Origin of the sequence: Pseudomonas sp. S49, assembly GCF_009866785.1 — a bacterium.
Lineage (GTDB): Bacteria > Pseudomonadota > Gammaproteobacteria > Pseudomonadales > Pseudomonadaceae > Aquipseudomonas.
Window position 1 is genome coordinate 6,170,298 of record NZ_CP019432.1, and the last position, 14,200, is coordinate 6,184,497.

Annotated in this window: 13 protein-coding genes and 1 pseudogene; 9 read left to right on the plus strand and 5 right to left on the minus strand. The window is 58.5% G+C overall.

Going from position 1 to position 14,200, the window contains the following annotated elements; translation table 11 throughout:
* Positions 1 to 20: 20 nt before the first annotated feature.
* The 5 genes and pseudogenes from mdtD to yccS all read left to right on the plus strand — a co-directional run bounded on the left by mdtD (position 21) and on the right by yccS (position 6,647).
* Positions 21 to 1,448 (plus strand): multidrug transporter subunit MdtD, encoded by a 1,428-nt coding sequence (mdtD, locus tag PspS49_RS27370; protein WP_160042152.1) that lies wholly within the window; start codon positions 21 to 23, stop codon positions 1,446 to 1,448.
* 128 nt (positions 1,449 to 1,576) lie between these two features.
* On the plus strand, positions 1,577 to 2,914 hold the full coding sequence (dbpA, locus tag PspS49_RS27375) for an ATP-dependent RNA helicase DbpA (protein ID WP_230669476.1): 1,338 nt from the start codon (positions 1,577 to 1,579) through the stop codon (positions 2,912 to 2,914).
* 131 nt (positions 2,915 to 3,045) lie between these two features.
* A complete protein-coding gene (locus PspS49_RS27380; protein ID WP_127930068.1) occupies positions 3,046 to 4,224 on the plus strand; it encodes an NAD(P)/FAD-dependent oxidoreductase in 1,179 nt (392 codons plus the stop codon).
* A pseudogene (locus PspS49_RS29950) lies at positions 4,215 to 4,328 on the plus strand (metal ABC transporter ATP-binding protein); the annotation flags it as partial. The gene PspS49_RS27380 and the pseudogene PspS49_RS29950, both read left to right, overlap by 10 nt.
* 126 nt (positions 4,329 to 4,454) lie before the next feature.
* On the plus strand, positions 4,455 to 6,647 hold the full coding sequence (gene yccS / locus PspS49_RS27385) for a YccS family putative transporter (RefSeq protein ID WP_160042155.1): 2,193 nt from the start codon (positions 4,455 to 4,457) through the stop codon (positions 6,645 to 6,647).
* Between the two features lie 122 nt (positions 6,648 to 6,769).
* Here the strand turns inward: yccS and PspS49_RS27390 are convergent, their stop codons facing one another.
* On the minus strand, positions 6,770 to 7,507 hold the full coding sequence (locus PspS49_RS27390; RefSeq protein ID WP_160042157.1) for a transporter substrate-binding domain-containing protein: 738 nt from the start codon (positions 7,505 to 7,507) through the stop codon (positions 6,770 to 6,772).
* A gap of 255 nt (positions 7,508 to 7,762) precedes the next feature.
* On the opposite strand from PspS49_RS27390, the gene PspS49_RS27395 reads away from it, so the two are divergent.
* Positions 7,763 to 8,215, plus strand: a complete 453-nt coding sequence (locus PspS49_RS27395; protein WP_127930071.1) for a GNAT family N-acetyltransferase — start codon at positions 7,763 to 7,765, stop codon at positions 8,213 to 8,215.
* 97 nt (positions 8,216 to 8,312) lie between these two features.
* On the opposite strand, the gene PspS49_RS27400 is transcribed toward PspS49_RS27395, so the two are convergent.
* The 3 genes from PspS49_RS27400 to PspS49_RS27410 are packed head-to-tail and all read right to left on the minus strand — an operon-like array spanning position 8,313 to position 11,296.
* Positions 8,313 to 8,609, minus strand: coding sequence for a winged helix-turn-helix domain-containing protein (locus PspS49_RS27400; RefSeq protein ID WP_007913779.1), 297 nt, complete (start codon positions 8,607 to 8,609; stop codon positions 8,313 to 8,315).
* 24 nt (positions 8,610 to 8,633) lie between these two features.
* Entirely contained in the window at positions 8,634 to 9,128 is a 495-nt protein-coding gene (locus PspS49_RS27405; RefSeq protein WP_095121442.1) for a M48 family metallopeptidase, read from the minus strand.
* A 44-nt stretch (positions 9,129 to 9,172) separates the two neighbouring features.
* Positions 9,173 to 11,296: an EAL domain-containing protein gene (locus PspS49_RS27410; RefSeq protein ID WP_127930072.1), complete on the minus strand. Its 2,124-nt coding sequence runs from the start codon at positions 11,294 to 11,296 to the stop codon at positions 9,173 to 9,175.
* A gap of 321 nt (positions 11,297 to 11,617) precedes the next feature.
* On the opposite strand from PspS49_RS27410, the gene PspS49_RS27415 reads away from it, so the two are divergent.
* The gene (locus PspS49_RS27415) at positions 11,618 to 12,286 is read left to right on the plus strand and encodes a polysaccharide lyase family 7 protein (RefSeq protein WP_007913770.1); all 669 of its coding nucleotides are present in this window, start codon (positions 11,618 to 11,620) and stop codon (positions 12,284 to 12,286) included.
* A 98-nt stretch (positions 12,287 to 12,384) separates the two neighbouring features.
* Here PspS49_RS27415 and PspS49_RS27420 read toward each other — a convergent pair whose 3' ends face one another.
* Positions 12,385 to 12,786, minus strand: coding sequence for a hypothetical protein (locus tag PspS49_RS27420; protein WP_160042159.1), 402 nt, complete (start codon positions 12,784 to 12,786; stop codon positions 12,385 to 12,387).
* A 349-nt stretch (positions 12,787 to 13,135) separates the two neighbouring features.
* On the opposite strand from PspS49_RS27420, the gene PspS49_RS27425 reads away from it, so the two are divergent.
* Positions 13,136 to 13,450, plus strand: a complete 315-nt coding sequence (locus PspS49_RS27425) for a hypothetical protein (RefSeq protein ID WP_160042161.1) — start codon at positions 13,136 to 13,138, stop codon at positions 13,448 to 13,450.
* Between the two features lie 375 nt (positions 13,451 to 13,825).
* Positions 13,826 to 14,188 carry a DUF6124 family protein gene (locus PspS49_RS27430; RefSeq protein WP_034153614.1) on the plus strand — a complete coding sequence of 121 codons (363 nt, stop codon included), beginning with the start codon at positions 13,826 to 13,828 and terminating at the stop codon, positions 14,186 to 14,188.
* Positions 14,189 to 14,200: the final 12 nt, after the last annotated feature.

The window sequence follows — 14,200 nt, forward strand, 5'->3', positions numbered from 1 at the left end:
AACAGACAACAAGAGGTTCCATGCCCAACCGCCCGCCTCTCGACGCCATCACCGCCCGCTGGTTGCCGTGGGTCGTCGCTATCGCTTTCTTCATGCAGTCCCTCGACGGGACCATCCTCAACACCGCGCTGCCAGCCATGGCTCGCGATCTGGCCGAAGACCCCTTGCGCATGCAGGGCGTGATCATCGCCTACATGCTCACCGTGGCCCTGCTGATCCCCGCCTCAGGCTGGATCGCCGACCGCTTCGGTACCAAGAAAATCTTCTTCGGCGCGATTCTGCTGTTCAGCTTCGGTTCGCTGCTCTGCGCCTTGTCGAGCAGCCTGAGCATGCTGGTCGGCGCGCGGGTGATTCAGGGCCTTGGCGGTGCGCTGATGCTGCCGGTCGGTCGCCTCGTCGTATTACGCGCCTATCCGCGATCCGAACTGGTACGGATCATGGGCTTCATCACCATCCCCGGCCTGCTCGGCCCGCTGATCGGCCCGACCATGGGTGGCTGGATGGTCGAATACCTGACGTGGCACTGGATCTTCCTGATCAACCTGCCGGTCGGGGTGATCGGTTGCTACGCGGTGTGGAAATTCATTCCCGACCTGCGCGGCACCGAGCGCACGCGCTTCGATAGTCTGGGTTTCCTGCTGTTTGGCGCGGCGATGATCCTGATCACCATCGCCATGGAAGGTCTCGGCGAATTGCACTTGCCGCACCTGCGCGTGATGTTGCTGCTGTTCGGCGGCATGGCCTGTCTGGCGGCGTACTGGTTGCGCGCCGGGCACATCGAAAACCCGCTGTTCGCACCGTCGTTGTTCAAGACCCGCACCTTTGCCGTCGGCATTCTCGGCAACCTCTTTGCCCGCTTGGGCAGCGGTGCTCTGCCATTTCTGGTGCCGCTGCTGCTGCAAGTGGCGCTGGGCTATTCACCGTCGCAAGCGGGGATGAGCATGCTGCCGCTGGCCGCAGCGGCGATGATCGCCAAGTGGGTCGCGCGGCCGCTGATTGAGCGGCTCGGCTATCGCATCGTCCTCACCGGCAACACGCTGGCGCTGGGGATCATGCTGGCAAGCATGGGGCTGGTCAGCGAGCAGACGCCGTACTGGTTGCTGCTGTGCCTGCTGGCAGTGCTAGGCGCGATCAACTCGCTGCAATTCACCGCGATGAACACGGTGACGCTGATCGACCTCGACGACGCCAGCGCCAGCAGCGGCAACAGCTTGCTCTCGGTGGTGGCGCAGTTGTCGCTGAGTCTCGGGGTGGCGTGCGCCGGTGCGTTGCTCGGCGGGTTTACAGCAGAGGTCGGTAACGATGGCGTCGAGACCGTGCTCGGTGCGTTCCAGCTGACCTTCGTCACCGTCGGCATCATGGCAATGCTCGCCGCGACAATCTTCTCGCAACTGTCGAAAGAAGACGGTCGGCGCGCCAAACGCCCGGAAGAACACATCGAACATTAACCACTGTTCGTCCAGAACTTTCGAAGAAAGTGGCACGGGGCTGCTACACTGCGCGACATTTTGTTTTGCAGGCCAGTCCCGTGACCACCATCGCCACCGCTTTTAATACTCTGCCGCTGTCCGCCGCCATGCTGGCTAACCTCGAATCCCTCGGTTATGCCCAGATGACGCCGATCCAGGCGCAGAGCTTGCCGGTGATCCTCAAGGGGATGGACCTGATCGCCCAGGCCAAGACCGGCAGCGGCAAGACCGCCGCGTTCGGCATCGGCCTGCTCAACCCGATCAACCCGCGCTACTTCGGTTGCCAGGCACTGGTGATCTGCCCGACGCGTGAGCTGGCCGACCAGGTCGCCAAGGAAATCCGTCGTCTGGCCCGTGCCGAAGACAACATCAAGGTCCTGACCCTGTGCGGCGGCGTGTCGTTCGGTCCGCAGATTGCTTCGCTGGAACACGGCGCGCACATCATCGTTGGCACCCCGGGCCGCATCCAGCAGCACCTGCGCAAGGGTTCGCTGGTCCTCGATGGCCTGAACACTTTGATCCTCGACGAAGCCGACCGCATGCTCGACATGGGTTTCTACGACGCCATCGAAGACATCATCGTCAAGACCCCGGAACGTCGTCAGACCCTGCTGTTCTCCGCGACTTACCCGGTGGGCATCAAACAACTGGCGTCGAAATTCATGCGTGATCCGCAAACGGTGAAAGCCGAAGCGTTCCACGATGACACGCAGATCGAGCAGCGTTTCTACGAGATTTCCCCGGAAGATCGCATGAGCGCAGTGACCAAAGTCCTGCACCACTTCCGCCCGGCTTCGTGCGTGGCGTTCTGCTTCACCAAGCAGCAGGTTCAGGAAACCGTCGATCACCTGACCGCCAAAGGCATTTCCGCCGTCGGCCTGCACGGCGATCTGGAACAGCGTGATCGCGATCAGGTGCTGGCGATGTTCGCCAACCGCAGTACCTCGGTACTGGTCGCCACCGACGTGGCCGCCCGTGGTCTGGACATCGATGCGCTGGACATGGTGATCAACGTCGAACTGGCCCGCGATTCGGAAATCCACATTCACCGCGTTGGCCGTACCGGTCGCGCTGGCGAGAAAGGCATCGCGATCAGTCTGGTTGCGCCGGGTGAAGCGCACCGCGCGCAAGCCATCGAACAACTGCAGAAATCGCCGTTGAACTGGGATCAGGTCGATAACCTCAAGTCCCAGGGCCTCGCCCCGCTGCAGCCGCCAATGACCACGCTGTGTATCGGCGCAGGCCGTAAAGACAAGGTTCGCCCAGGTGACATTCTGGGTGCATTGACTGGCGATGCCGGCATTCCCGGTGCACAGGTGGGCAAGATCGCGATCTTCGATTTCCAGGCTTACGTGGCGGTTGACCGCACCGTGGCCATGCAGGCCTTGCAGCGTCTGAACGACGGCAAGATCAAGGGCCGTTCGCTGCGCGTCCGCATCCTCTGACCTGATCGTTCCCACGCTCTGCGTGGGAACGCATCCCGTGACGCTCCGCGTCACATAACAACGGACGCAGAGCGTCCATGGCGGCATTCCCACGCAGAGCGTGGGAACGATCATTGTGTGAGGACACCGTTTTGCGCTCTACCGAAGTCGTGATCATTGGCGCTGGCGCCGCTGGGTTGATGTGTGCACTGACCGCCGCCGGGCGTGGGCGTCAGGTATTGCTGCTTGACCACGCGAACAAGGCCGGCAAGAAAATCCTGATGTCGGGCGGTGGCCGCTGCAATTTCACCAACATGTACACCGAGCCGAGCAATTTCCTCTCGCAGAACCCGCACTTCTGCAAATCCGCACTGGCGCGCTACACCCAGTGGGATTTCATCGGCATGGTCGGCAAACACGCCGTGCCGTACCACGAGAAAAAACTCGGCCAGTTGTTCTGCGATAACAAATCCAGCGACATCCTTGGCATGCTGCTGGACGAATGCGATCAGGCCGGTGTCGAGTTGCATCTGGACACGTCGATCCAGACCATCGAGAAAGTCGAGAACGGTTACCTGCTCGACACCACCCTAGGCCAGGTTCAATGCCAGTCGCTGGTGATCGCCACGGGCGGCTTGTCGATCCCGACGCTGGGTGCCACCGGGTTCGGCTATCAGGTCGCCAAACAGTTCGGCCACGAGCTGCTGCCGACCCGCGCCGGGCTGGTGCCGTTCACCATCACCGATCAGCTCAAGGAGCTCTGCACCGAGTTGTCCGGGACGTCAGTGGATTGTCTGGTCAGCTGCAACGATCAGAGCTTTCGCGAGAACATCCTCTTCACTCACCGTGGCCTCAGTGGCCCGGCGATTTTGCAGATTTCCTCGTTCTGGGAATCCGGCGACACCGTGGAGATCAACCTGCTGCCGGATCACGACGCGGCGAGCTGGCTGCAACAGCAAGTGGCCGAGCGCCCGAACAGCGAATTGAAAACTCTGCTCGGTGAGATTTTCACCAAGAAAATGGCCAATCTGCTGGCGGACAACTGGTTTGCGTCCAAGCCGATGAAGCAGTACACCCACGCCGAACTGGCGGAAATCGCCGAGAAGCTCGGCAGCTGGAAAGTCGTGCCAGCGGGGACTGAGGGTTATCGCACCGCCGAAGTGACCCTCGGCGGCGTTGATACCCGTGAAGTGTCGTCCAAGACCATGGAATCACTGAAAAGCCCTGGCCTGTATTTCATCGGTGAAGTGCTCGACGTCACCGGGCATCTGGGCGGCTTCAACTTCCAGTGGGCCTGGGCCTCCGGCTACGCCGCCGCGCAATACGCCTGATCCAAACTCAAACACAAAACCCAGTGGGAGCGAGCCTGCTCGCGAATGCGGTGTACCAGTCGACATCAATGTTAAATGACACTCCGCTTTCGCGAGCAGGCTCGCCCCCACAGTGGTTTGTGGTGTAAGTAAAAGGAACACTTTTTGCTGTCAGATGTGATCGGCGCCATTGCGTCGGCGTCATTACTGGCTCAATTTAGCGGCATCGCCTCGGAAGGCCTTCGCACTTCATGTCCTCGACCTCGTTTCGTCAGTCTTTGCGGCGCCTGTGGGCGCTGGATAAATTCAGCTACAGCGTGCGGGTGTTCATCGCCCTGACCGGCAGCATGGCGCTGTGCTGGTATCAGGATGAAATGGGCCTGCTGATCCCGTTGTTCCTGGGGATTATCGCCAGCGCCCTGGCCGAGACCGACGACAGTTGGCAGGGCCGCCTCAATGCCCTCGCGGTGACGCTGGTGTGTTTCAGTATCGCCGCGCTGTCGGTGGAATTGCTCTTCCCCTACCCCATCGTGTTTGCCATTGCTTTGGCGCTGGCCAGTTTCGGCCTGACCATGCTCGGTGCGCTCGGCGAGCGTTATGGCGCGATTGCCTCGGCGACGCTGATTCTGTCGGTGTACACGATGATCGGTGTTGACCAGCGCGGTGGCGCGGTCACCGACTTCTGGCACGAGCCGATGCTGCTGGTCGCCGGTGCGGCGTGGTACGGCTTGCTCTCGGTGGTGTGGCAGGCGCTGTTTTCCAACCAGCCGGTGCAGCAAAGTCTGGCGCGATTATTCCGTGAGCTGGGCTTTTACCTGAAATTGAAATCCTCGCTGTTCGAGCCGATCCGGCAAATGGATGTGGAGGCGCGGCGGCTGGAACTGGCCCAGCAAAACGGTCGCGTGGTGGCGGCGCTGAACAGTGCCAAGGAAATCATCCTGCACCGCGTCGGCAACGGCCGCCCCGGTTCGAAAGTCAGCCGTTACCTGAAGCTGTACTTCCTCGCTCAGGACATCCACGAACGCGCCAGCTCCTCACACTATCCGTACAACGCGCTGGCCGAAGCGTTCTTCCACAGTGACGTGCTGTTCCGCTGCCAGCGCCTGTTGCGCCAGCAAGGCAAAGCCTGCCGCGCACTGGCCGAATCGATCCAGATGCGCCAGCCGTTCATTTACGACGCGAGTTTCGCCGAAGCCCTGAGCGATCTCGATGCGTCCCTCGAACACTTGCGTATTCAGAGCAATCCGGCGTGGCGCGGATTGCTGCGTTCGCTGCGCGCACTGGCCGCCAACCTCGGCACCCTCGACCGTTTGCTCAGCGACGCGAGCAACCCCGATGCCTTGGCCGATGCGACCGACAGCAGCCTGCTCGACCGCTCGCCGCGCAATCTCAAGGATGTGTGGATTCGCCTGCGCACGCAGCTGACGCCGACTTCTCTGTTGTTCCGTCATGCCCTGCGCCTGCCCTTGGCGCTGAGTATCGGCTACGGCATGGTGCACCTGATTCACCCGTCGCAAGGCTACTGGATCATCCTCACCACGCTGTTCGTCTGCCAGCCGAACTACGGCGCGACCCGGCGCAAGCTCGGTCAACGGATCCTCGGCACCGCCATCGGCCTGACCGTGGCGTGGGCGCTGTTCGATCTGTTCCCGAGTCCGTTGGTGCAGTCCTGTTTCGCCATCGCTGCCGGCGTGGTGTTCTTTACCAACCGCACCACCCGCTACACCTTGGCGACGGCGGCGATCACCATCATGGTGCTGTTCTGCTTCAACCAGGTCGGCGACGGTTACGGACTGTTCCTGCCACGGTTGTTCGATACCTTGCTCGGCAGTTTGATTGCCGGGCTGACAGTGTTCCTGTTCCTGCCGGACTGGCAGGGCCGACGCCTGAACAAAGTGCTGGCCAACACCCTGACCTGCAACAGCATCTACCTGCGCCAGATCATGCAGCAATACGCCGCCGGCAAAAGCGACGACCTCGCCTATCGGCTGGCCCGACGCAATGCACACAACGCTGATGCGGCGCTGTCGACGACACTGGCGAACATGCTCATGGAACCGGGACATTTCCGTAAGGAAGCGGATGTCGGTTTTCGCTTTCTGGTGTTGTCGCATACCTTGTTGAGTTATCTGTCAGGGCTGGGTGCGCATCGGGAAACTCAGTTACCCGCCGATGTGCGTGAGCAGTTGATTGATGGCGCCGGGGTCAAGCTGGCGACGAGCATCGATGAAATCGCCCAAGGTTTGGCGAACAAGCAGCCGGTGGCGATTCAGAGTGATGAAGAAGAAGCGCTGGCCAATGAGCTGGAGCAAATGGCCGACGAGATCGATGAGGGGCAGCGGTTGGTGCAGACGCAACTGGCGTTGATCTGCCGGCAGTTGGGGCCGTTGCGGACGTTGGCGGCGCATCTGATCAAGGACACCAGTGAGGTCAGCGCTGGCTGACAGGGCGCCTTCGCGAGCAAGCTCGCTCCCACAGTGAATGTGTGCAAGACACAGACCCCATGTGGGAGCGAGCCTGCTCGCGAAGAGGCCATCAGACACCCAGCAAATTCAGGATCAGAAACTCACATCCCATGCTGCCTCAACAACTTGTCATAACTCCCATCCGCCTTCATCGCCGCAATCGCCTTATCAAACCCCGCGACAATCTGCTCATGCTGCGGATTCTTCAGGCTCACCAGAATGTGCAGGCTGTTCTCACTCAACGGCTTGGGCAAAAACTCCACTGAATTGCGCACCTTGGCGGATTCCCGCGCCAGGTAATACTTCGCCACATACTCATCCTCCAGCGTCAGCTTGACCCGATCCGCCGCGAGCATGCGCACGGCCATGGCAAAGTTATGCACAGGGACTTTCTGCAACGCCGTGTCGGCATCGAACGGCGCCGAATAGGCGTAACCGCGCACCACAGCGATCGGATAGGTGTGCAGTTGCTGCAGATTGGAATACTCGAGTGGCGTGTCTTTGCGCTTGAGAAAGCGAATGCGGTTGAGCAGGTATTCCCCGGAAAACTGGCCGAACTTGGTCCGTTCGTCGTTGTACCAAGCGTTGACCAATACATCGTAGCGGCCCTCGCCAACGCCAAGCAGCGCCCGCGCCCAAGGCACCTGCTCGTAGCCGCTGGCATAACCGGCCCGGGCCAGTGCGGTGCTGACAATGTCGGTGGCCAGGCCGCCGTTGACCAGGGTGTCGTCGGTAAAGGGTGGCCAGATATCAAACACCAGCCGCAGCTTGTCCGCTGCAGCGGTCTGAGGCAGCAAGAGCAATCCGGTCAAAGCAAAGGCTCGATGCAAACGCGGCATGCTTGAAAATCCTTAGCGGGCAGGTTGCCCGGCATGTTTTCAGCCAAAACCCCAAGGCCCCTTACCGGCAAAACCCAGGCCCTAACATTAGCTCATTGCAGCCAGTGCACAGCGCTCTCCAGCAGATTACACAAAGTCGCCGAGGCTGCGAGAAAGGAATGATGGCATTTTGACCTTTGTCACAGACTCTTACGCCATAAAGACATCTTTGCCGCAGGCGCTTAGTATCCGGTGACACGTTCAAGGAATCGGCACATGACAATCGAGTGGGTCTGCAAACATCACAGTGATCTGGGCAAGGAGCAGCTGTACGCGCTGTTGAAACTGCGCTCGGACGTGTTCGTCGTCGAACAGAAATGCGCCTATCCAGACCTCGACGGTCAGGATCTGGAAGGCGATACCTATCACCTGATGGGTTGGGAAGATGATCAGTTGATGGCCTATCTGCGTCTGCTGGATCCGGAATCCCAGGGCGGCGACGTGGTGATTGGCCGCGTGATTACCGCACCGCAAGGGCGCGGTAAAGGGCTGGGGCACGAAATGATGGAACAGGCGTTGAAACAGGCCGAAAAGCATTGGCCGCAAGTGCCGATCTATCTGTCGGCGCAGGCGCATTTGCAGGGGTATTACGGCAAGTACGGGTTTGTCGTGGCGGGTGAGGAGTATCTGGAGGATGACATTCCGCACATTGGGATGCGTCGCCCTTAAGTGCCCCTTCGCGAGCAGGCTCGCTCCCACAGGGAAACGCATTCCAACTGTGGGAGCGAGCCTGCTCGCGAAGGCGTCAGCTCAGGCGCCGCAGGACTCAGGGATACTCCAGAACAGCCTTGATCTGCCGCAAATTACGCTCGATCCACCCGCGATCAATCGCCCCCCACTCACGAATCCGATAGCGCCCTGCATGGTTGCGCGCGCCCTCTTCCTGCTCGAACTCACAAACGATATCCAGATCCGCCAACGCGGCAATCGTGTCCTGCGCCGTGCGCCGCGGCATGCCGGTCACTTCGGTCAGCGTCGGCACACTCGGCGCCAGACCGCTGTCGATCAGGTACGCCACATACAAGCGGCGGTAGAAACTGCTTTTGGTCTTGCTGACGTCCATCCACACCTTCCTGGTTGCGTACTGTTAAGCCTGCAGATCCCGCCACGTCAGGTACACGCGCAGATCAAACTCGACCTGGTGATACCCCGGCAGCATGTGCTCGCACAATTTATAGAACGCCTTGTTGTGATCCGATTCCTTGAAGTGCGCCAGTTCATGCACGACGATCATTTTCAGAAAGTCCGGCGCGGCGTCCTTGAACAACGAGGCGATACGAATCTCTTTCTTGGCCTTGAGCTTGCCGCCCTGCACCCGCGACACAGTGGTGTGCAGACCGAGGGCGCGGTGGGTCAGGTCGAGGCGGTTGTCGAACAGCACCTTGTCGATGGCCGGCGCGTTGCGCAGGTATTCCTGCTTCAAGTCCAGCGCGTAGCTGTACAAGGCCTTGTCGCTCTGCACATCGTGCCGCCCTGAATAGCGTTGATTCAGGTATTCACCCAGCCGCCCTTCGGCGATCAGTTGGCGTACCTGGTCCTGCAATTGCGCGGGATAGGCCTGGAGGTACTTCAACACAGTCATGGACAAGCGACACGGTTCGAAAAAGGTGCGCCAGTGTAGCGAATTCAAACGGGCAGCGCGCTCCAGTCAAACGGCTCGGCGAAGCTGACCGCGTCCTCGGCGATCAATGGACGCGCGACAAGGAAGCCCTGCACATATTCACAGCCGTGAGCTTGCAGCCACTGGTATTGCTCGATGGTTTCCACCCCTTCGGCAATCACCAGCAAACCGTATTGCTTGCACAGACTGATGACCGTGCTGACCAGCGAGGCGTCCCGCTGGGAGTCCGGCAATCGGGCGATTAGATGGCGATCAATTTTCAGCGTATCGAGCTCCAGATCGCGCAGATGTGCCAGCGAACACGGCCCGGAACCGAAGTCATCCAGCGCCACGCGCACACCGAGATTGCGCAGCAAGCGCAGCTGCTTGCGGGTTTCGTCGGGATTCTGCATCAGCGCTTCTTCGGTGACCTCGACCTCCAGCTGCCGGGGCTGCAAGGCATGTCGCTCCATGACTTGCCGCAACTCGGTGACCAGATTCGGCAGACTGAACTGGGTGTTGCTCAAACTCACGCCCAGCACCAGATCTTCGGCAAACAGGGTTTCCCAGGCTTTGCGCTGGCCGGCGCCACGATGATAGATCCAGCTGCCGAGGCGACTGATCAACCGCGCCTCTTCCAGCAACGGCAGAAACAGCCCCGGCGGCACATCGCCCACGCTCGGGTGCTGCCAGCGCAATAACGCTTCGAAGCCACGAATCTGGCCAGTGTCGATGGCCACTTGCGGCTGATACACCAAGTTGAAATCGCGGTTTTCGATGGCTGCACGCACGCTCTCCTCGAGCATCAGCCGCGAACGCGCCCGACCGTTCATTTCATGATCATAGAAACGATATTGCTGACGCCCGGCGCGCTTGGCTTCGTACATGGCGATGTCCGATGCGCGCAGCAATCCGTCGAGGTTGGAGCCGCAGTCCGGGTAAGTGGCGATGCCGATGCTGGCGCCGAGAGCGATGTCCAGCCCTTCGATCTGCTGACAGATCGACACCCGTTCAATGAGCTTTTCGGCAATCTTCGCCGCTTGCTCGGGGAATTCCAGATCGAGCAGCGCGGTAAATTCATCACCACCCATGCGCGCCAGAATGTCGAACGGTCGCAGGCAGGCTTTTAACTGCTCGGAGACCCAGCGCAGCACACGATCGCCGGCATCGTGACCGAGCGAATCGTTGACCCGCTTGAAGCCGTCGAGGTCCAGATACAGCAACACCCAACTGCTGTCGCTGCGCTCGCCACGCAGCAGCAGATTCTCAACCGTCTGGTAAAACCCGCGCCGGTTGAGCAACCCGGTCAGTGGATCGGTGACCGCTTGAAATTCGAGCTGTTGGTGCAAGTGACGCACCACCGACATGTCCAGCACGGTCACCACCATCGCGTGTTGCTCGGAAGGCAGCGCGGCGCACGACAGCGCCACCGGCACTTGCTGGCCGGGCGCCGTGCGCAGCAAGGCATCGTGCAGTCTTAATGTTTCGCCACGCTTGTAGCTGGCATAAAACTCGGAATCAGCCCACAGCGGAATGTGCGGCTTCTGAAGAAAATCGAGAAACTCCTTACCTTCCAGCTCCTTCACCGGCGCATTCAACAACCGCGAAATCGCCGGATTGGCAAAGCGGATCAAACCGTCCTCGCCCACCACCAGAATGCCCTCGGCGGCGTTATCCAGCACCGAGGCATTGAAGGCGCGCGCCACTTCCAGGTCATGACTCAGGCGCTGCAACGCGCGGCGATTGCGCTGGTGTTCCAGCAACGCCTGCACCTTAGGCTTGAGGATCTGCGGGTCGAACGGCTTGAACAGGTAATCCACCGCGCCACTGGCGTAGCCCTTGATCACGGCGTCCTGGGATTGCTCGTTGGCGGTCAGAAAGATAATCGGCGTCAGGCGCGTGCGCTGGCTGCCACGCATCAGCCGCGCCACTTCAAAGCCGTCCATGCCCGGCATCTGCACGTCCAGCAGCACCAGGTCGACGTCATGCGAGAGCAGAATATTGAGCGCTTCGAAACCGGAGGCTGCGGTGAGGACGTGCCAATCCTGACGTTGCAGCAACGCGCGCATGCTGATCAGATTTTCAGGGTAATCATCAACGATCAAAAGGACAGAGCTGCCTTCACCTGGCGGGGGTTGCGCGCATTCCATGCTGCTTCTCTTGTCGGGACTTTTGGTCGGTTGCCGGTAAAAACCGCACACACACTGAGCCTTCACTCTAGTACTGGATCCAAGAAAGCAGAAGCTGTCATCAGGCCATCATTTAACCAAAGCGTGAGTTTGCCGACTAACGGTCACCGCTGAAGCCCCCGGAAACCGGCAGAGATGGCATTTCGACAGGATGTTGACGTCAATCATCTGCCAAACGGGCGTTAACAAATTTTCCCTCTACGCTTATAAAGGCCGCCCCAAAACGTGCGGGCTAGAGCTTCTGGCACGTACGTGCAGTGAAACTTGAGTGGAAGAACCGACATGATCGATCTCGCAACCTGGAACCTCAGCGTTCCCGTTGGCAGCCCGCCATACACCGTCGAAACCTCCAAACTGGTGAACGGCTTCAAAGATCAGTACTTCCATTCCGACACCGGCACCTTGTTCTTCTGGTCACCGGTTACCGGGTCAAAAACCGAAAACGCCATCTACCCGCGCACCGAACTGCGCGAAACCTACAGCAACGGCACGCTGCGCAACTGGTATTACCCGGACGCGGACAACCTGCTGCGGGCGACCCTCACGGTTAATAAGGTGCCCAGCTCCGGCAAGATCGTCATCGGCCAGATTCACGCTTATGAAAGCCAGAAGCCGATGGTCAAACTCGAATATCAGTACAAGACCAAAACTGAAACCGGCAACCTGGTGATCAAGGTGCGCATGCATCCGGATGACGACGAAAGCCGCGTCATCACCCTCGCCACCGGGGTCAAACTGGATCGCGAATTCAACTACCTTATTCACCTGAGTCCTGGCGGTGCGTTGGGTGTCAGTGCGGCGGGTTATCAGTGGGATTCACAGATCAGTGCGACGTGGCGGAATAAGCCGCTGTATTTCAAGGCTGGGGTTTATGTGCAGGACAACACCGGGTATACGAGTGAGGGTGGGCAAGTGACCTTCTCCAAACTTGATATCGATCATGATAAGTAAGGTGTTTGCTACTTGAACGCACGGGGTCGATGATGAAATAAAACGGCAGACTAAAGAAGTCTGCCGCTTGGTTTTAATGCCGCATAAGCCATGCAATATCAAGTTTCAGAAAAATCAAAAACCGCTGATACAGAAAACGCACCATCTTCATACCAACTGAGTACTCCCTGCGGATAAGGTCCGTTTTTTGTCAGATAAATAATACCCTCGGCTTGTTTATCGTTGTCATTACGATCCAATTCCAGGTGAGCAAATGCTACCGTTCCAAGTTCGCCAAGCTTGTGAGCCACATTGGTCGCGGCATTCATTTTTATTTGGGAACCAATATAGAAATTGTGCCCTCCCAAATCAAAATATGCTTTAAAGTGGAAATGATCTCCATCTCGGAAAAAAAACTCTCTACCCACAACTGCGTATGTAAACTCTTCACCCTCGAAAGTCTTCAACGACAGGTAAACTTTACCTACAGCGTCCGCATTGGTTCGCTCATCCCTTGGCATTTTGTGCATCCTGAAAAAGAAGTGAGCCGTTACTTTAAGCCTTCAACAAAATATAGACACCTGTCATATCTGACAGGTCTTTATACCTATTGGATATAATCCACAAGCCATAACAACCAAACTCAACTAACTAAAAAAATAACCTCGTCACAAAAACGACTTAAAGTCATCAAAAGCATTCCAAATCAATATAAGAACCTGTCAGGTTTTACAGTCGTCGACAACTCTCCACGCAGGTTACGTTGGCTGGTACATCAACCATCCAATGCCTGGCCCAATCGGAAAATTCTGTAACGACGACAACAGCTTTTGCATAGATATCACCCGCGTAAATGCCAACGACGGCCAGATGTGGGTACCGCTGAAAGAACACACTCAGATTTATTCTTTTGCAGGGTCTTATTACCACCGAGACAGTACCTACACCGACGTTTGGCTTATGACCGACAACGCCGATGCAAAAGATAGCTGGCAAGGAGAAATAGACTGCTTGAGAGGTTATCCGACACTCAGTGCCATTCGCGCTCATGCGACGGGAGGCGGGCGCCACGCCCTGACCGGTTATCACTTGAAAGAGAAGCTTTCTCCCCTGTCAATTCACTGCACTCATTCAAGTGCGGAGGCACCGCTTTACGGTGGGTTATTCGTTCAGTTGAAGCTTTGAATGCTCGGTTGAGTCGTTTTTACATCCAGCCTTTAAACAGCGCTGTTTAGATCTGTCAGCAGTTACTTCCGGATGCCTACAACAGCTTGCGTCGTTGCCTACCACTACGCCAGAATCCGCCGGCTTGTGCGCCTGGCGGGCCATCGGTAACTTGATTCGCGTCACTGATTTCCAGTGATCGGGTTTAGTAGCCCGTGGTTACGCGATGCGCATTGGCACCATTCAGTCGGGCATAACCCGCGCTTGATGGCAGCTGTACGCAGGGCGCCTTCGGGTGCGCCGGTCGCGTCTCCCCGGTCTACTAACCTGCGTTCAGCTGCCACCCTCTTCGTTTAGTAGCGATCCGGTGTCGGCTCCATTTACCGGAGACGAAACATGATCAAATCAACGCCGCACCCGCCAGAAACAGATCCCGCATCCCCCTACGAATCCCTCGATTCCAAAAAACTCAACGACGCCGCCGAGCGCGCCCTCGACCATTACCTCAAACCGTCAGCCTTCATCATGGCCAGCACACATAAACCCGAACCCATGTACCTCGCCAACCCGAAGTACAACACCGAATCCCTGCTGGCCAACGCCAGCGAGACCCTGGGTTCAGCCAGCGAAATGCTCAACAACTTCGCCGCCATGCTCGACACCTCACACCGCAAGACTGCGCTGGGCATTGCGCAAGTGGTCATGCTCGGTGAACTGGCGGTGAATCAGGCGCTGGATCATGTCGAACTGAAGGAATAACCGCCCACAAAA

Bases quoted from the DNA above. Each gene is read 5' to 3' on its own strand.
- yccS (WP_160042155.1), top strand. From the start codon at position 4,455: ATGTCCTCGACCTCGTTTCGTCAGTCTTTGCGGCGCCTGTGGGCGCTG.
- mdtD (WP_160042152.1), top strand. From the start codon at position 21: ATGCCCAACCGCCCGCCTCTCGACGCCATCACCGCCCGCTGGTTGCCG.
- PspS49_RS27420 (WP_160042159.1), bottom strand. From the start codon at position 12,786: ATGCCAAGGGATGAGCGAACCAATGCGGACGCTGTAGGTAAAGTTTAC.
- PspS49_RS27400 (WP_007913779.1), bottom strand. From the start codon at position 8,609: ATGGACGTCAGCAAGACCAAAAGCAGTTTCTACCGCCGCTTGTATGTG.
- PspS49_RS27395 (WP_127930071.1), top strand. From the start codon at position 7,763: ATGACAATCGAGTGGGTCTGCAAACATCACAGTGATCTGGGCAAGGAG.
- PspS49_RS27415 (WP_007913770.1), top strand. From the start codon at position 11,618: ATGATCGATCTCGCAACCTGGAACCTCAGCGTTCCCGTTGGCAGCCCG.
- PspS49_RS27410 (WP_127930072.1), bottom strand. From the start codon at position 11,296: ATGGAATGCGCGCAACCCCCGCCAGGTGAAGGCAGCTCTGTCCTTTTG.
- PspS49_RS27405 (WP_095121442.1), bottom strand. From the start codon at position 9,128: ATGACTGTGTTGAAGTACCTCCAGGCCTATCCCGCGCAATTGCAGGAC.
- dbpA (WP_230669476.1), top strand. From the start codon at position 1,577: ATGCTGGCTAACCTCGAATCCCTCGGTTATGCCCAGATGACGCCGATC.
- PspS49_RS27425 (WP_160042161.1), top strand. From the start codon at position 13,136: ATGTGGGTACCGCTGAAAGAACACACTCAGATTTATTCTTTTGCAGGG.
- PspS49_RS27390 (WP_160042157.1), bottom strand. From the start codon at position 7,507: ATGCCGCGTTTGCATCGAGCCTTTGCTTTGACCGGATTGCTCTTGCTG.
- PspS49_RS27430 (WP_034153614.1), top strand. From the start codon at position 13,826: ATGATCAAATCAACGCCGCACCCGCCAGAAACAGATCCCGCATCCCCC.